The sequence below is a fragment of the Streptomyces sp. NPDC012825 genome (assembly GCF_042900925.1).
In the GTDB taxonomy this organism is placed as follows: Bacteria; Actinomycetota; Actinomycetes; order Streptomycetales; family Streptomycetaceae; genus Streptomyces.
The window spans coordinates 413,348-428,423 of record NZ_JBIBBZ010000001.1 but is presented as its reverse complement, the minus strand read 5'-3'; the positions used below and the strand labels follow the sequence as shown (position 1 = coordinate 428,423).

At 73.5% G+C, this 15,076-nt stretch carries 18 protein-coding genes; 4 read left to right on the top strand and 14 right to left on the bottom strand.

All coding sequences use genetic code 11. The features are described from left to right. Positions 1–70 precede the first annotated feature (70 nt). Both ACFY7E_RS02210 and ACFY7E_RS02205 read left to right on the top strand, forming a co-directional pair. Positions 71–844: an SDR family NAD(P)-dependent oxidoreductase gene (locus ACFY7E_RS02210; RefSeq protein ID WP_389479734.1), complete on the top strand. Its 774-nt coding sequence runs from the start codon at positions 71–73 to the stop codon at positions 842–844. Positions 845–940: 96 nt separating this feature from the next. Then, entirely contained in the window at positions 941–1,639 is a 699-nt protein-coding gene (locus ACFY7E_RS02205; RefSeq protein ID WP_389479732.1) for an ester cyclase, read from the top strand. A gap of 68 nt (positions 1,640–1,707) precedes the next feature. On the opposite strand, the gene groL is transcribed toward ACFY7E_RS02205, so the two are convergent. From groL to ACFY7E_RS02190, 3 genes are all read right to left on the bottom strand, one after another. Further along, positions 1,708–3,336, bottom strand: a complete 1,629-nt coding sequence (gene groL, locus ACFY7E_RS02200; protein ID WP_389479730.1) for a chaperonin GroEL — start codon at positions 3,334–3,336, stop codon at positions 1,708–1,710. A gap of 107 nt (positions 3,337–3,443) precedes the next feature. Further along, a complete protein-coding gene (groES, locus tag ACFY7E_RS02195; RefSeq protein ID WP_015035628.1) occupies positions 3,444–3,752 on the bottom strand; it encodes a co-chaperone GroES in 309 nt (102 codons plus the stop codon). A gap of 312 nt (positions 3,753–4,064) precedes the next feature. Then, entirely contained in the window at positions 4,065–5,012 is a 948-nt protein-coding gene (locus tag ACFY7E_RS02190; protein ID WP_389479728.1) for a polysaccharide deacetylase family protein, read from the bottom strand. A gap of 140 nt (positions 5,013–5,152) precedes the next feature. Here ACFY7E_RS02190 and ACFY7E_RS02185 point away from each other — a divergent pair, with 140 nt between their 5' ends. Then, entirely contained in the window at positions 5,153–6,349 is a 1,197-nt protein-coding gene (locus tag ACFY7E_RS02185; protein ID WP_389479726.1) for a methyltransferase domain-containing protein, read from the top strand. On the opposite strand, the gene ACFY7E_RS02180 is transcribed toward ACFY7E_RS02185, so the two are convergent. From ACFY7E_RS02180 to tsaB, 8 genes are all read right to left on the bottom strand, one after another. Continuing rightward, entirely contained in the window at positions 6,303–6,959 is a 657-nt protein-coding gene (locus ACFY7E_RS02180) for a hypothetical protein (RefSeq protein ID WP_389479724.1), read from the bottom strand. The two genes, ACFY7E_RS02185 and ACFY7E_RS02180, sit on opposite strands and share 47 nt — an antisense overlap. A 20-nt stretch (positions 6,960–6,979) precedes the next feature. Further along, positions 6,980–8,209, bottom strand: coding sequence for an RNA polymerase sigma factor (locus tag ACFY7E_RS02175; RefSeq protein WP_389479722.1), 1,230 nt, complete (start codon positions 8,207–8,209; stop codon positions 6,980–6,982). A gap of 165 nt (positions 8,210–8,374) precedes the next feature. Then, positions 8,375–8,740, bottom strand: a complete 366-nt coding sequence (locus tag ACFY7E_RS02170; RefSeq protein WP_381395146.1) for a YciI family protein — start codon at positions 8,738–8,740, stop codon at positions 8,375–8,377. A 134-nt stretch (positions 8,741–8,874) separates the two neighbouring features. Continuing rightward, complete coding sequence (locus ACFY7E_RS02165; protein WP_389479720.1) at positions 8,875–9,720, bottom strand: polysaccharide deacetylase family protein; 846 nt, start codon at positions 9,718–9,720, stop codon at positions 8,875–8,877. A gap of 78 nt (positions 9,721–9,798) precedes the next feature. After that, positions 9,799–10,044 carry a hypothetical protein gene (locus ACFY7E_RS02160; RefSeq protein WP_389481009.1) on the bottom strand — a complete coding sequence of 82 codons (246 nt, stop codon included), beginning with the start codon at positions 10,042–10,044 and terminating at the stop codon, positions 9,799–9,801. Between the two features lie 11 nt (positions 10,045–10,055). Continuing rightward, positions 10,056–11,162 carry a tRNA (adenosine(37)-N6)-threonylcarbamoyltransferase complex transferase subunit TsaD gene (gene tsaD / locus ACFY7E_RS02155; RefSeq protein ID WP_389479718.1) on the bottom strand — a complete coding sequence of 369 codons (1,107 nt, stop codon included), beginning with the start codon at positions 11,160–11,162 and terminating at the stop codon, positions 10,056–10,058. Beyond that, a complete protein-coding gene (rimI, locus tag ACFY7E_RS02150) occupies positions 11,162–11,623 on the bottom strand; it encodes a ribosomal protein S18-alanine N-acetyltransferase (protein WP_389481006.1) in 462 nt (153 codons plus the stop codon). The genes tsaD and rimI overlap by 1 nt, the downstream gene beginning before the upstream one ends. A gap of 23 nt (positions 11,624–11,646) precedes the next feature. Further along, a complete protein-coding gene (tsaB, locus tag ACFY7E_RS02145) occupies positions 11,647–12,306 on the bottom strand; it encodes a tRNA (adenosine(37)-N6)-threonylcarbamoyltransferase complex dimerization subunit type 1 TsaB (protein ID WP_389479716.1) in 660 nt (219 codons plus the stop codon). A gap of 120 nt (positions 12,307–12,426) precedes the next feature. On the opposite strand from tsaB, the gene ACFY7E_RS02140 reads away from it, so the two are divergent. Continuing rightward, positions 12,427–12,972 (top strand): hypothetical protein, encoded by a 546-nt coding sequence (locus tag ACFY7E_RS02140; RefSeq protein WP_389481004.1) that lies wholly within the window; start codon positions 12,427–12,429, stop codon positions 12,970–12,972. Positions 12,973–13,027: 55 nt separating this feature from the next. Here the strand turns inward: ACFY7E_RS02140 and ACFY7E_RS02135 are convergent, their stop codons facing one another. From ACFY7E_RS02135 to ACFY7E_RS02125, 3 genes are all read right to left on the bottom strand, one after another. After that, on the bottom strand, positions 13,028–13,213 hold the full coding sequence (locus ACFY7E_RS02135) for a hypothetical protein (protein WP_389479714.1): 186 nt from the start codon (positions 13,211–13,213) through the stop codon (positions 13,028–13,030). A gap of 128 nt (positions 13,214–13,341) precedes the next feature. After that, positions 13,342–13,872, bottom strand: a complete 531-nt coding sequence (tsaE, locus tag ACFY7E_RS02130) for a tRNA (adenosine(37)-N6)-threonylcarbamoyltransferase complex ATPase subunit type 1 TsaE (RefSeq protein WP_383444114.1) — start codon at positions 13,870–13,872, stop codon at positions 13,342–13,344. A gap of 9 nt (positions 13,873–13,881) precedes the next feature. Further along, positions 13,882–15,069, bottom strand: coding sequence for an alpha/beta fold hydrolase (locus tag ACFY7E_RS02125; RefSeq protein ID WP_389479711.1), 1,188 nt, complete (start codon positions 15,067–15,069; stop codon positions 13,882–13,884). Positions 15,070–15,076 lie beyond the last annotated feature (7 nt).

Genomic DNA, 15,076 nt, shown 5'->3' with positions numbered 1-15,076 from the left:
CCCGGCCCCGCCGAGCGTGAACGGGGGCCGCGCCGGTGCCCGGGTCCGGGCGGGGCACTACCGTGCCCGTATGACGACTGCACTGATTACGGGGGCCACCGCGGGCATCGGGGCCGCCTTCGCCCGGAGGCTCGCGGCCGACGGACACGACGTCGTGCTCGTGGCCCGGGACGTGAAGCGGCTCCGGGAGCAGGCGACCGAACTGCACGACCGGCACGGGGTGGAGGCCGAGGTGCTCGCGGCGGACCTCTCCGAGGAGAAGGGGATCGCCGCCGTCGAGGCGCGGCTCTCCGACCCGAGGCGGCCGGTGGACCTGCTGGTGAACAACGCCGGCTTCGGCAACAAGGGCCGGTTCCTGGAAGTCTCCATGGCCGACGAGCTGAAGATGCTCACGGTGCACTGCGAGGCCGTGCTGCGGCTGACCTCGGCCGCCGCCGCCTCGATGAGGGAGCGGCGCCGGGGCGGGGTGGTGAACGTCGCCTCGGTGGCGGCCTTCGTGCCCCGGGGCACGTACGGCGCCTCGAAGGCGTGGGTCGTGCAGTTCACCCAGGGCGCGGCGAAGGACCTGGCGGGCAGCGGGGTGCGCCTGATGGCGCTCTGCCCCGGCTTCGTGCGGACCGAGTTCCACGAGCGGGCCGGGATGGGGACGGACAACATCCCGGGCTGGATGTGGCTCGACGCGGACAAGCTGGTCTCCGCGGCCCTGGCCGACCTGGCCCGGGGGAAGACGCTGTCGATCCCCGACCCCCGTTACAAGGCCCTGATGGGCGTGGTGAAGCTGGCGCCGCGCGGTCTGCTCGGCGGCGTCTCCTCCAGGGCGGGGCGCAAGTACGGCCCGCAGTAGCGGAGGCGGAGGGGGGAAGGTGCTCGCACTCGCGTTCGCCCCGCCCTCCGGGGCCCGTCCTAGAATGGAGACGTCCCTGCCGCCCCGGGAGGCGTCATGACCTTCGTACAGATCATCGACTGCAGGACGAGCCGCTTCGACGAGATGAACCGGCTCATGGACCGGTGGGCCGAGCAGACCGAGGGGAGGCGGACGGCCACCCACAGCGTCCTCGGGAAGGACCGGTCCGACGGCGCGCACTTCGTGGAGATCGTCGAGTTCCCCTCGTACGACGTGGCGATGCGGAACTCCCACCTTCCCGAGACCGACCGGCTCTTCCACGAGATGGTCGCGCTCTGCGACGGGATGCCGACCTTCACCGACCTGGACGTCGTGCGGGACGAGCAGCTGTGCAAGGCCGTCGCGCGCCGGTTCCTGGAGCTGATCGGCACGCCGGGGGAGCTTCCGCCGCTGGACGAGGTGGTCGCCGAGGGGTGTCACAGCCACGACCCCTCCGACGTGCAGGACTCGATCGGCATGGACGCGATCCGCCGCGGGATCGGGATGTGGCGCCAGGGGTTCGACTTCGCCTTCACCGTCGAGGACCAGATCGCCGAGGGCGACCGCGTCTGCACCCGCTGGACCTGCGACGCCACCCACACCGGCGACTTCATGGGCCTCCAGCCCACCGGCATCGACGTCCGGATGACCGGCACGCTGATCCAGCGCTTCCGGGACGACGGCAAGGTCGTCGAGGACTGGTGGCAGTACGACATGCTCGGGCTGATGGAGCGGCTCGGAGCGGTGGAGGAGTAGGCGGGAACGCGCCGAGGCCCGGTGCCCCCGCGACGGGGGCACCGGGCCTCGGTGGTCAGCTACGGGCCTCAGTGCGAGTGGCCGTGACCGTGGCCGTGGCCGTGGTCCGCCGGCTCCTCTTCCTTCTTCTCCACCACGAGGGTCTCGGTGGTGAGGAGGAGGGAGGCGATCGAGGCGGCGTTCTCCAGGGCGGAGCGCGTCACCTTCACCGGGTCGATGACGCCGGCCTTGACCAGGTCGCCGTACTCGCCGGTCGCGGCGTTGAAGCCCTGGCCCTTGTCGAGCTCCGCCACCTTCGAGGTGATGACGTAGCCCTCCAGGCCCGCGTTCTCGGCGATCCAGCGCAGCGGCTCGACGGCGGCGCGGCGGACGACCGCGACACCCGTGGCCTCGTCGCCGGTCTTGTCGAGGTTGCCCTCCAGGACCTTGACGGCGTGGACGAGCGCGGAGCCACCACCGGAGACGATGCCCTCCTCGACCGCGGCGCGGGTCGCGGAGATGGCGTCCTCCAGACGGTGCTTCTTCTCCTTCAGCTCCACCTCGGTGGCGGCGCCGACCTTGATCACGCACACGCCGCCGGCCAGCTTCGCGAGGCGCTCCTGGAGCTTCTCGCGGTCCCAGTCGGAGTCCGTGGACTCGATCTCGGCCTTGATCTGGTTGACGCGGCCCTGCACCTCGGACGAGTCGCCGCCACCGTCGACGACGGTGGTGTCGTCCTTGGTGATGGTGACGCGGCGGGCGGTGCCGAGCACGTCCAGACCGGCCTGGTCGAGCTTGAGGCCGACCTCCTCGGCGATGACGGTGGCACCGGTGAGGGTGGCGATGTCGCCGAGCATGGCCTTGCGGCGGTCGCCGAAGCCGGGGGCCTTGACGGCCACGGCGTTGAAGGTGCCGCGGATCTTGTTCACGACCAGGGTCGACAGGGCCTCGCCCTCGACGTCCTCGGCGATGATCAGGAGCGGCTTGCCGGCGCCGGCCTGGATGACCTTCTCCAGGATCGGGAGCAGGTCCTGGATCGAGGAGATCTTGCCCTGGTTGATCAGGATGTAGGGGTCGTCGAGGACGGCCTCCATGCGCTCCTGGTCGGTCACCATGTACGGGGACAGGTAGCCCTTGTCGAAGGCCATGCCCTCGGTGAAGTCGAGCTCCAGGCCGAAGGTGTTGGACTCCTCGACGGTGATGACGCCGTCCTTGCCGACCTTGTCCATCGCCTCGGCGATGAGCTCGCCGACCTGCTGGTCCTGCGCGGAGAGCGCGGCGACGGCGGCGATGTCGGACTTGTCGTCGATCGGGCGCGCGGTGGCGAGGAGCTCCTCGGACACGGCCTTGACGGCGGCGTCGATGCCCTTCTTCAGGGCGGCCGGGGAGGCGCCGGCGGCGACGTTGCGCAGACCCTCGCGGACCAGGGCCTGGGCGAGCACGGTGGCGGTGGTGGTGCCGTCACCCGCGATGTCGTTGGTCTTGGTCGCCACCTCCTTCACCAGCTGGGCGCCGAGGTTCTCGTACGGGTCCTCGATCTCGACCTCGCGGGCGATCGTGACACCGTCGTTGGTGATGGTGGGGGCGCCGAACTTCTTGTCGATGACGACGTTGCGGCCCTTGGGGCCGATCGTCACCTTCACCGTGTCGGCAAGCTTGTTGACGCCGCGCTCAAGGGCGCGACGGGCGTCCTCGTCGAACTTCAGGATCTTCGCCATGGGAGCGGTTCAGCCCTCTCGGAATCTGCTGGTGGAACGAACGGCGCCCCGGGGCGCCCGGGAAGGGGCCTCGGGGCGCAGCTCAAAGCCTTCTGGCCTGGGGTGACTTACTTCTCGACGATCGCGAGCACGTCGCGGGCCGAGAGGACGAGGTACTCCTCGCCGTTGTACTTCACCTCGGTGCCGCCGTACTTGCTGTAGAGCACGACATCGCCGGTCTTGACGTCGAGCGGCAGGCGCTCGCCGTTCTCGAAGCGACCCGGGCCGACGGCCAGGACGACGCCCTCCTGGGGCTTCTCCTTGGCGGTGTCCGGGATGACCAGGCCAGAGGCGGTGGTCTGCTCGGCGTCGAGCGGCTGGACCACGATGCGGTCCTCGAGCGGCTTGATGGCAACCTTGGAGCTGGTGGTCGTCACGATCCGACCTCCCCCTTCGGAGATCACGGGGTTGACTGTCTGAGGTGGCGAACCAGGTGGATCCGTCGTCGCGGGTGCCGGACCTGCCCGTCGCTGTGTTGGCACTCTCCGGTGGGGAGTGCCAAAGCCGAGACTATGACCGCGATTAGCACTCGGTCAAGCGGAGTGCCAATTCCTCGCTCCGTGGCGTGACCGCGTGCGCGGTTGTACGGGGTTCCGGGACGCGGACGCGTCCGGTACGGGGTCCTCCGCGGGTCCCGCGGCGACCCCTTCCCGCGTCCCTCGGCGACCTCCTCCCCGCGCCCCCGGACCTCACACGTAGTCCTCCAGCTTGGCGACCGCGTACCCCTTGGCCGTGATCACGTTCATCACGCGGCGGACCATGTCGGCCATGCTGCCCTTCCAGTCCTCCTCGCCCCGGAAGTGGGTGAGGACGATGTCGCCGGGGTGCAGGTCCCGGTCCCACTCGCGCCACTCCATGCGGTCGGGGAAGGCCTCGGCGGCCCACAGCGGGACGGCCCTGATGCCGCAGGACCTGGCCGCGCGCAGGGTGTCGTCGTTGTAGTTGCCGTACGGCGGGCGGAAGAGTTCGGGCCGCTTGCCGAACCTCTTCTCGATGACGTCCTGCATGCCGCAGATCTCGCGCTCCTGCCGGGCGTACGAGAGTCCGGGCAGGTAACGGTGGTTGAGGGTGTGGTTGTGGAGGGCGACCCCGCCCTTCCGCGACTTCTGCATCCGGGCGAAGTAGGCGTAGTCGTCGCTGACGACGTAGTCGCTGAGGAAGGCGCTGTAGGGGATGTCCAGCTCGTTCATCATCCGCAGCAGCTCGGGGTCCTTCTCCGCGCCGTCGTCGATCGTCAGGAAGACGATCTTCTCCTTGGTCGGCACGGTGGTGAAGACGGGCGGCATGCCCTCGCTCTTCGTCTCGAAGCCCTTGCGGGTGGTGATCGCCGGCTTGACGGCCGGCGGGGCGGGCGCTTCGAGCGGGGGCCCGGCGAGGCCCCACTTCCTGGCGGCGAGCGCGCGGGCGGCCTTCCTGGCGCGGAGCTTCTCGGCCTTTCCGGCCTGCGACTCGGGCGCGGCGGCGCCCTTCTTCGGGGCCTGCTGCCCGGAGGCGGGGGAGGGCGGCGAGGAGACGGGGGAGGGCGGTGCGGCGCGGTCCGGGGCGGCGCCGGAGCAGGCCGTGGCGGCGGAGGCGAGGGCGGCGACGACGAGCGCCGCTCCGAGCGTCCGACGGGAGCGGTGCGCGCCTTTTCTCATCGTCTGTTCCTTTTGTCGTACGAGCTGCATGGCGCCGCATCCTGTCAGCGCGGCGACCCCTTCCGGCCGCGACACCGCCGTACCCGGCCCACCGTCCCCCGGCCGGCCCACAGCTCCCCGGCGCCGGAACAGGCCCCAGAATGGGACGGGTGACCGACCTCGCCTCCTTCGCCGCCCTGCTCGCCCCCGAGGGGCAGACGCTCCTCGCCGCCCTGCGCGACTACGACCCCGCCCGGGAGCTGGCGGTCGCGTCCCGGCTGCGCCGCGACCATCCCGCCGAGCTGGTCACGGCGGCGCTCGGCCAGGCGCGGCTGCGGCAGCGGGCGGTGGCGAAGTTCGGCGCGGAGGACGCGTACCGGATGTACTTCACGCCGAACGGCGTCGAGCAGTCGACCCGCGCCTCGGTCGGCGCGTACCGGGCCGGCCGGATGAAGGCGCTGGGCGTCGGGAGCGTGGCGGACCTGTGCTCGGGGATCGGCGGCGACGCGATCGCCCTCGCGCGCGCCGGGATCTCCGTCCTCGCCGTCGACCGCGACCCGCTGACCGCCGAGGCGGCCCGCGCCAACGCCGAGGCGCTCGGCCTGTCCGGCCTGATCGAGGTGCGGTGCGCGGACGTGACGGAGATCGACACCAGCCCGTACGACGCCGTCTTCGTGGACCCGGCGCGGCGCGGCGGCCGGGGCAGGATCTTCGACCCGGAGGCGTACTCCCCGCCCCTCTCCTGGGCGGTCGAGGCGGCCCGGAAGGCCCCGCACGCGGCCCTGAAGGTGGCGCCGGGCATCCCGCACGAGGCCGTTCCGGCGGGGGCCGGGGCGGAGTGGATCTCGGACGGCGGGGACGTGAAGGAGGCCGTGCTGTGGTTCGGCGCGGAGCCGGGCGCGCGCCGGGCCACGCTGCTGCCCTCCGGCGCGACCCTCGCCGGGCGCGGCCTGCCCGACCCGGCGGTCCGGCCGGTGGGCCGCTACCTGTACGAGCCGGACGGCGCGGTCATCCGCGCGCACCTGGTGGCCGAGGTGGCCGAGGAACTGGACGGCGGCCTGGTCGACGGGACGATCGCGTACGTGACGTCGGACGCGCTCGTCCCGACCCCGTACGCCGCCTCGTACGAGATCACCGACGAACTCCCCTTCAACCTCAAGAAGTTGAAGGCCCTGCTGCGGGAGCGGGAGGTCGGCACCCTGACCGTGAAGAAGCGGGGCTCGGCGGTCGAGCCGGAGGAGATCCGCCGCAAGGTGAAGCCGAAGGGCCCGAACGCGGCGACGGTCCTGCTCACCCGGGTCGCGGGCGCCCCTACGATGCTGATCGGGCGGCCGGTGCGGGCGGGCGGGGAGCGGTGAGCCGCACCGCGAACCGGTAGTGGCCGACGGCCTTCACCAGGCCGGTGAGGTCCGTGATCCAGAGGATCAGGGCGGCGCCCATGCCGTAGGCGACGAGGCCGTGGCCGCCGTTGTCCCGGGTGGCGCCCGCCGGGACGGCGAAGCCCGTCCAGAGCCCGGCCGCGCACATCACGAAGGACAGCACCAGCCGGCAGGCGCTCAGGGCGGGGGCGCGCAGCCGGGCGTCGGTCGGGCCGTGCCGGTCGAGGGCCGCCCACCGGACGAGGCGTTCCCGGGCGACCCGGTCGCGCCGCAGCCCGCGCACGGTCAGCCACACCCCGGGGGCGAGCACCCCGATGCCGAGCGCCGCCGCGCAGAGCACGATGAACACGCTGATCACGTCGAGGGGGTCGCCGAGCGAGCCGAGCAGCACCCCGATCAGCCCCCGGCCGAGCTGGAGCAGCGCGAACGCCACCAGGAACATCGCGAGCCGTCCGGGGCCGAGCAGCCGCCGCCCCAACTCGCCCAGCGCACGCGCCCGGTCGGCGAGCAGCGCATCCCGGTCGGGCCGGCTCCGGAGTTCGGCGGGCGGGGGCGGGGGCGGGGGCGGGAGAGGAGCGCGCGGGGACATGCCGAGCACCCTACGGGGCGTCAGGAGCCGCCCGGGGAGCCGATCCCGCCCGGCTCCGTCCCGCGCGCCCTCCCGAGCAGCAGCGCCCGTTCGCTCTCGTTGCGCGTGAGGTCCGCCGCGCGTGCGAACTCGGCGCGGGCCTCCGCCGCCCGGCCGAGGCGGGCGAGCAGGTCCCCCCGGACGCTGGGCAGCAGGTGGTAGCGGGCCAGGGACGGATCGGCGGCGAGGGCGTCGACCAGCGGGAGGGCCGCCGCCGGGCCCTCGGCCCTCGACACGGCGACCGCGCGGTTCAGCTCGACCACCGGGGAGGGCGCGACGGCGCCGAGCCGCCCGTAGAGCGCGGCGATGAGCGCCCAGTCCGTCTCCTCGTACGAGACGGCCCGCGCGTGACAGGCGGCGATCGCGGCCTGGAGGGCGTACGGCCCGTAGCCCCGCGCGTCCCCGGCCCGCTCCAGGGCCGCGAAGCCGCGCCGGACCAGCAGCCGGTCCCAGCGCCGCCGGTCCTGGTCGGCGAGCAGGACCGGCCGGCCGTGGGGCCCGGTCCTGGCGGCCGTCCGGGAGGCCTGGAGTTCGAGCAGGGCGACCAGGCCCTGCGCTTCGGCGTCGCCGGGGGCGAGGGCGGCGAGGACGCGGGCGAGCCGGAGGCCGTCCTCGCACAGTCCGGGCCTCAGCAGGTCGCCGCCCGAGGTCGCGGCGTACCCCTCGTTGAAGATCAGGTAGACGACCTCCAGGACGGAACCGAGCCGGGCGGCCCGCTCCTCGCCGTACGGCACCTCGAACTCCACGCCCGCCTTCGCGAGCGTCCGCTTGGCGCGGGTGATCCGGGCCGCGACGGTCGCCTCCGGCAGCAGGAGGGCGCGGGCGACCTCGTCCGTCCGCAGCCCGCCGACGAGCCGCAGCGTCAGCGCCACCCGCGCCCCGGCGGAGAGGACGGGGTGACAGACGGTGAAGATCAGCCGCAGCACGTCGTCGTCGATGTCGCCGGGACCGGAGGGCTCGGGGTCGTACGTCTCCTCCGTGAGCGCCCGGCCCACCTCGGCGAGCTTCCGGGCGTAGGTCTCGCGCCGGCGCACGAGGTCGACGGCACGGTGCTTGACGGTGGCCGTCAGCCAGGCGCCCGGCCGCTCCGGGACGCCCGTGCGCGGCCACTCCTCCAGGGCGGCGACCAGGGCGTCCTGGGCGATCTCCTCGGCGATGCCGAGGTCGCGGACGATCCGCGCGGCGGTCGCGACGATCCGTGGGGACTCCATCCGGAAGACGGTCTCGAGGACGCCCTCCGCGGGGACCGCTCCGTGCCCCGAAGCCGCCTCATGCCCCGGGACCGCTCCCTGCCCCGGGGCCGTGCCGTGCTCCCCGTCGGTGCCGTGTGCCGTCACCACCCCATGACAGCACACGGCACCGACAGCGGCGGGGGCTCAGTCCCCCGGCTGCTCCTCGACCTCGCGGACCTCCAGGCCCACCGTCCAGTGCGGCGGGTGGGCCGCCAGGAAGCGCTTGGACCACTCCAGCGCCTCGGCCCTGTCCTTGCACTGCATCAGGGCGTAGCCGCCGACGACCTCCTTGGTCTCGGTGAAGGGACCGTCGGTGAGGGACAGCCTCCCGTCCGACCAGGTGATCCGGGTGGCCTCGGCGGTCGGCCGGAGGCCCGCCGTGTCGAGCATGACGCCGGCCTTGGTGATCTCCTCGAAGAGCGCGCCCATCCGCTCCTCGAAGCCGGGGTCGGCGTCCGCCATGTCGATGGTGTTCTCCTCGACGCGGACGAACGTCATGAAGCGGGGCATGGTGTCTCCTCGCGGGTGCGGTGGCGGGGCCTTTCCCCGCCTCTCACTCCTACGACGAACGGGAACCGCCCGCATCGACACCGCGCCCGAAGAACTTTCCGGGGAGCCGTGCGGAAGCTCCTCGGACGCAGTCCTCAGACGTAGTCCTCCAGCCGCGCCACCGTGAAGCCCTGCTCCTGGATGCGGCGGAGCATCGTGGCCGTCATCTCGGTCATCGTGCGGCCCTTGAGTTCGGAGGGGCCGCGGAAGTGGGCCAGGACGATGTCGCCGGGGTGGAGCTTCCGGTCGCCGCGCTGGTACCGCATGTTCCTGATCTGCATGGACTCGCGCCACAGCACGATCGCGTCCACCCCGCAGGCCCCGGCCGCCGTGCGCGTGGCCTCGTTCCAGTTGCCGTAGGGCGGGCGGAAGAGGCGCGGGGTCGTGCCGTACCGCTCCTTCAGCCTCTCCTGCTGGCCGCAGATCTCCCGGCGCTGGGCCTCCGGGGAGAGGCTGCGCAGGTCGGGGTGGGTGAGGGTGTGGTTGGCGACGCCGTGGCCCTGGGCGACGAGCGGGGAGAAGTAGCCGTAGTCGGCGCGGACGGCGGCGTCGGTGAGGAACATCGTGAAGGGGACCTCGAGGTCCCTCATCATCGTCACGAACCCGGGGTCCTTCTCCGCCCCGTCGTCGATCGTGATGAAGACGATCTTTTCTCTGGTCGGGATGTCGCTGATCACCGGCACCGGCTCCCCCGGCCTGCGGACCACCGGCTTCACCGCCGGCGGCGCGGGCGGGGCCGCGAAGGGCTTCAGGCCCCACCTCCGGTACGCGGCGGCCGCCGCCGGAGCGCCCGGCGCCCCGGTCACGGCGGTGGGCCGGGGCGCGGACGACGCCGGCGGGGCCGGGGTGGTCGCGGGAGCGGCGGGGCGCTCCGCCGTGCAGCCGGTCACCAGGAGGGCCGCGGCGGTGAGCGCCGCCCGGAGCGCGATCGTCTTCTTCACGCGCCGGGAGATGCCCGTACGACCCGAAAGGTTGCCCGACGGGCGTACGTGTGACCGACGAGACTCCCGGTCGTGCCGCTACTCGACCGCCTCGAACCGCCAGCGGTGGACCGGCCGGGTGATCAGTTCCGCGTCCGGCTCCGGCAGCTCCGGCAGCTCCGCGTCGAAGGAGTCCGCCTCCCACCAGGTGAGGACGAGGACCCGGTCCTGCGGCGCGCGGAGGACCTCCCGGCGCTCCGGCTCGTACGCGAGGACCCGGGACCGCTCCCGGGCCCACTCCAGGAGCTCCGGGCCCCGGCCCCGGGCCGCCCGCGCCTCCCACATGAGGGTGAGCCTCACGAGTACAGGTTCTCCTTGCTCACCTCGTGCACGTGGTCGTGGTCGTGCGCGTGGGAGCGGCCCGGCACGTGCGGGTCCGTCACCGGCAGCGAGGAGTCCGCCGACAGCTCCAGGTCGGAGGCGGCCCGGCCCCGGGCGACCATCTCGGAGCCGAGGGCCGCGACCATCGCGCCGTTGTCCGTGCACAGGCCGGGCCGGGGCACCCGCAGCCGGATCCCGGCCCGCTCGCAGCGCTCCTGGGCCAGGGCCCGCAGGCGCGAGTTCGCGGCCACGCCGCCGCCGATCATCAGGTGGTCGACGCCCTCGTCCTTGCAGGCCCGGACGGCCTTGCGGGTGAGCACGTCCACGACCGCCTCCTGGAAGGACGCGGCCACGTCCCGCACCGGCACCTCCTCGCCGGCCGCCCTCTTCGCCTCGATCCAGCGGGCCACGGCGGTCTTGAGGCCGGAGAAGGAGAAGTCGTACGCCGGATCCCTGGCGCCGCTCAGACCGCGCGGGAAGGCGATCGCGGCCGGGTCGCCCTCCCGGGCGAGCCGGTCGATGACCGGGCCGCCGGGGAAGCCGAGGTCGAGCACGCGGGCGATCTTGTCGAAGGCCTCGCCGGCCGCGTCGTCGATGGTGGCGCCCATCGGGCGCACGTCGGAGGTGATGTCGGTGGAGAGCAGCAGCGAGGAGTGCCCGCCGGAGACGAGCAGGGCCATCGTCGGCTCGGGCAGCTTCCCGTGCTCCAGCTGGTCGACGCAGATGTGCGAGGCCAGGTGGTTGACGCCGTAGAGCGGCTTGCCGAGGGCGTAGGCGTACGCCTTGGCCGCCGAGACGCCGACGAGCAGCGCGCCCGCGAGGCCGGGGCCGGCGGTGACGGCGATGCCGTCGAGGTCCTTCGCGGAGATCCCGGCGGTCTTCAGGGCGCGCTCGATCGTCGGGACCATCGCCTCCAGGTGCGCGCGGGAGGCGATCTCGGGCACGACGCCGCCGAAGCGGGCGTGGGTGTCGACGCTGGAGGCGATGGCGTCGGCGAGGAGGGTGGTCCCGTGGACGATGCCGACGCCGGTCTCGTCGCAGGAGGTCTCGATGCCGAGCACCAGGGGTTCGTCAGCAGCCATCAGATATCGGTTCCGGTTCCTTGGACGGTCAGTCGCATCACGAGCGCGTCGACGTTTCCGGGCTGGTAGTAGGCGCGCCGGAAACCGATGGGCTCGAAGCCGAAGCGCTCGTAGAGCTTCTGGGCCCGGGTGTTGTCCACGCGCACTTCGAGCAGGACCTCGTCGCACTCGAAGGCGGTGGCGTGCTGGAGCAGGTCGGTGAGGAGCCGGGCGCCGAGCCCGGTCCCCCACTGGTCGCGGGCGACGGCGATGGTCTGCACGTCGCCGAGGCCGCCGGCGGCGGCGAGCCCGGCGTAGCCGACGAGCCGGCCGCCGGGGTCCTCCGCGACGACGTACCGGCGGGTGGCGCCCGGCCCCCGGGAGTACGCGAGCTCGGACCAGAACATGCCGGCCGACCAGGCGTCCTCGGGGAACAGCTCGTCCTCCAGGGCGAGCACCGGTTCGATGTCCCACCAGCGCATCTCGCGCAGTTCCGCGCCGCCGGTCACTGGGGCGTGACCACCTTGTAGTTCTTGGGCACCTGGGCGTCGGGGCGGCGCAGGTACATCGGCAGCGGGTCGAGGAAGCCCTCGGCGTCCCCGGCCGCCAGCCTCTCCGCCGCGAGGGCGGCGAGCGCGGCGGCCGACTGGTGCTCGGGGTCGCGGGCGTCGGGGAAGGCGTCGGGGTAGAGGAGGGCGCCCGCGCCGACGACCGGGAGCCCGGCGAGGGACTCCGCGATGTCGGCGGGCCGGTCGACGGCCGCGTCGGTCGTGCGGGTGCGGAAGTCGGCGTACCGCGCCCAGTACACCTCCTTGCGGCGCGCGTCCGTGGCGACGGCGAAGGGCCCGTCGATCCCGGAGGCGTACGCGAGGCCGTCGAGGGTGCACAGGCCGTGCACGGGCACGCCGAGCGCGGACGAGAAGGCCGCGGCCGTGACGAGGCCGACGCGCAGGCCGGTGTAGGGGCCGGGGCCGACGCCGACGACCACGCCGGTGACCGCGTCGAGCTTCAGTCCGGCCTCGGCGAGGACCCGGTCGACGGCGGGCAGCAGCAGCTCCCCGTGGCGGCGGGCGTCGACCCGGCTCGACGAGGCGACGACGGCCTCGCCGTCGTGGAGGGCGACGGTGACGGCGGGGGTGGCGGTATCCATGGCGAGCAACAGCACGCGAACAGCCTACGGCTCCCGGACACGCTGCCCCGACCCCCGGGGCGGCGGCTGCTACCGTCACCCTTCGACACATTCGTACGAGAGGTGGGCACGGTGGCACGGAGCAGCTCGGGATTCGTGGCCGGGCTCACGGCCGCGGCGGTCGCCGCGGTCTGTTTCCTCGCCTACCAGGCCTCGGCGAACGTGCCCGCGGACCTCTCGGCCGAGCCGAAGGCCCCGGCCACGGCGACGGCCCCCCCGACCTCCCCGAGCGGCGGCCCGAAGCGGCCGGCCCGCGACCCCCTCGCCGTCCCGGCGGCGTCGGGCACCGGGGAGCGGGTCGTGTACGGGCTCGCCGACCGCCGCGTGTGGCTGGTGACCGGCGGCGGCGAGGCCACCCGCACGTTCACGGTGACGCCGAGCACGGTGTCCCCGCCGCCGGGCGCGTACGCGGTGACCTCGCGGTCGGGCTCGGTGCGCGGCTCGGACGGGGTGCAGATCGAGCACGTGGTGCGGTTCGCGACGGCCCAGGACGTGGCGATCGGCTTCAGCGCGGCGGTGGACGGCTCGACGCCGGAGCCGGACCCGACGAAGAAGACCGGCGGCATCCGCATGAAGCGGGCCGACGGGAACGCGCTGTGGTCGTTCGCGGTGATCGGCACGAAGATCGTCGTCGTCCCCTGAGCCGCTCCCGGGGCACGCCCTAGGGCGTGTCCGGCCACGCTCCGCCGGACAGGCCCTAGGCGGCCTCGTCCTCCACCCGTCCGTACCGGTCGTGCGTGACGTCCCGCTCCCGCGCGTCGTCCTCGTCCTCGGGCCGCGGTCTCGGCGGGGTCGAGAGGGTGCGGGCGGCCGCGCAGGACGCCAGCAGCTCACCCATCGTGACGTGCTCCCGACCGGGTTCCGCGCGCTCCGGCGTCGCCATGCCTGCCTCCCGTAGGTTAGGTACACCTAACCAGCTCGTGCGTCCATGGGACCACGGCTCGTACGACCCACGCAACATTTTGCCGACACGTTGTCGGAACACACGTCGGTGCGGCGGGGCGGGAGGGGTCAGAGCGCGCCCAGCCGCTCCCCCGCCCAGCGCTCCCCGAGGCCGCGCAGCACGACCGTGCGCCGGTCGTCGTCGGTGTCGCCGGTGACGCGGTGGATCAGGAGGTGCAGCCGGTCGTCGGTCAGCTCCTCGACCTTGCCGTCGCCCCACTCCACGACCACGACGGACTCGGGCAGCGAGACGTCCAGGTCGAGGTCCTCCATCTCGTCCAGCCCGCCGCCGAGCCGGTACGCGTCGACGTGCACCAGGGCCGGGCCGCCCACCAGGGACGGGTGGACGCGGGCGATGACGAAGGTCGGGGAGGTGACGGCGCCGCGCACCCCGAGCCCCTCGCCGAGGCCGCGGGTGAGGGTGGTCTTCCCGGCGCCGAGCTCGCCGGTGAGCATGACGAGGTCGCCGGGGCGGAGGACCTTCGCGAGCCGGCGGCCCAGCTCCTGCATCTGCTCCGGGGAGTCGACGGAGAGGGTGGCCTCGGAGACGGGCGTGGCGTCGCCGGGCGCGGGGGGTACGGGCGGGTGCGCTGCTTCCATGCCGCCAATCTAGCTTTTGCCGGGGTCCGTCCCCGCCGCCGTCGGCTCCGGCACGGCCCCGGCCCGTACGAGCAGGTCGGCGAGGCGGTCGGTGACGGCCTCCGGGTGCTCCAGCATCACCAGGTGACCGCCGTCCGGGACGATCACCAGCTCGGCGCCGGGAAGGAGGGCGGCGATGGCCTCGGTGTGGGAGCTGGGGGTGATGAGGTCGTGGTCCCCGGCGAGCGCGAGCACCGGCAGGTCGCGCAGGGCGGGCAGCGAGGCGGACTTGTCGTGCTCCGCGAAGGCCGGGTAGAAGGCGGCGACCACGTCGATGGGGGTGGACTCGATCATCCGCTCGGCGAAGCGGGCGACGGCCGGGTCCACGTCCTTCGAGGCGAACGAGTACTTCTTGACGAGCCCGGCGAAGAGGTCGGCCGTCGCCCGGCGGCCCCGTTCGACCAGCTCCGTCTGGGCGCCGAGCGCCCGCAGGACCCCCGGCAGGACCCGCCGGACGGCGTTGACGCCCATGACGGGCAGTCCGTACGTGACCTCGTTCAGCTTTCCGGCGGAGGTGCCGACGAAGGCGACGCCGACGACCCGGTCGCGCATCAGCTCCGGGTACTGCTCGGCGAACGCCATCACCGTCATGCCGCCCATGGAGTGGCCGACGAGGACGAGGGGACCCTCGGGGGCGGCGACGTCGACGACGGCCCTGAGGTCGCGGCCGAGCTGTTCGATGGAGACGGGGACGGCGTCGGGACCGGCCTGGGAGACGCCCCGGCCCGAGCGTCCGTGGCTGCGCTGGTCCCAGTGGACGGTCCGTACGAGACCGCGCAGGGCGGCCCGCTGGAAGTGCCAGGAGTCCTGGTTGAGGCAGTAGCCGTGGCTGAAGACGACGGTGACGGGGGCGGGGCGGCGGTGTCCGAAGAGCCGCCGGAGCCGGACGTCCGAGGCATCCGGATCGGCCCCGTCCACCTCGTCGACCTCGTAGCGGAGGACGGTCCCGTCGTCGGCGAGGGCGCGGCCGGGGGTGCCGCGGAGTCCGCCGTAGGGGCCGGTGGCGTCCAGGGCGAGCCGTGCCTTCTGGCGTACGGAACGGCCCACCGTGAGCCGCTCGACGGCGACTCCGGCCGCGGCCCCGGCCGCCAGGACGCCTATCGCGGCGCCGGCGAACCCGGCGCGGCGCCAGACGCCGCCACTACTGGACTCCCCCACGGTCGTT

What these genes read in the sequence shown, in the direction of transcription:
- ACFY7E_RS02180 (WP_389479724.1), bottom strand. Translation starts at nt 6,959, where the DNA reads ATGTCCCCGCGCGCTCCTCTCCCGCCCCCGCCCCCGCCCCCGCCCGCC.
- ACFY7E_RS02175 (WP_389479722.1), bottom strand. Translation starts at nt 8,209, where the DNA reads ATGGAGTCCCCACGGATCGTCGCGACCGCCGCGCGGATCGTCCGCGAC.
- ACFY7E_RS02190 (WP_389479728.1), bottom strand. Translation starts at nt 5,012, where the DNA reads ATGAGAAAAGGCGCGCACCGCTCCCGTCGGACGCTCGGAGCGGCGCTC.
- ACFY7E_RS02210 (WP_389479734.1), top strand. Translation starts at nt 71, where the DNA reads ATGACGACTGCACTGATTACGGGGGCCACCGCGGGCATCGGGGCCGCC.
- ACFY7E_RS02135 (WP_389479714.1), bottom strand. Translation starts at nt 13,213, where the DNA reads ATGGCGACGCCGGAGCGCGCGGAACCCGGTCGGGAGCACGTCACGATG.
- groL (WP_389479730.1), bottom strand. Translation starts at nt 3,336, where the DNA reads ATGGCGAAGATCCTGAAGTTCGACGAGGACGCCCGTCGCGCCCTTGAG.
- ACFY7E_RS02185 (WP_389479726.1), top strand. Translation starts at nt 5,153, where the DNA reads ATGGGACGGGTGACCGACCTCGCCTCCTTCGCCGCCCTGCTCGCCCCC.
- tsaD (WP_389479718.1), bottom strand. Translation starts at nt 11,162, where the DNA reads ATGGCTGCTGACGAACCCCTGGTGCTCGGCATCGAGACCTCCTGCGAC.
- tsaE (WP_383444114.1), bottom strand. Translation starts at nt 13,872, where the DNA reads ATGGAAGCAGCGCACCCGCCCGTACCCCCCGCGCCCGGCGACGCCACG.
- ACFY7E_RS02160 (WP_389481009.1), bottom strand. Translation starts at nt 10,044, where the DNA reads ATGTGGGAGGCGCGGGCGGCCCGGGGCCGGGGCCCGGAGCTCCTGGAG.
- ACFY7E_RS02170 (WP_381395146.1), bottom strand. Translation starts at nt 8,740, where the DNA reads ATGCCCCGCTTCATGACGTTCGTCCGCGTCGAGGAGAACACCATCGAC.
- rimI (WP_389481006.1), bottom strand. Translation starts at nt 11,623, where the DNA reads ATGCGCTGGTGGGACATCGAACCGGTGCTCGCCCTGGAGGACGAGCTG.
- ACFY7E_RS02205 (WP_389479732.1), top strand. Translation starts at nt 941, where the DNA reads ATGACCTTCGTACAGATCATCGACTGCAGGACGAGCCGCTTCGACGAG.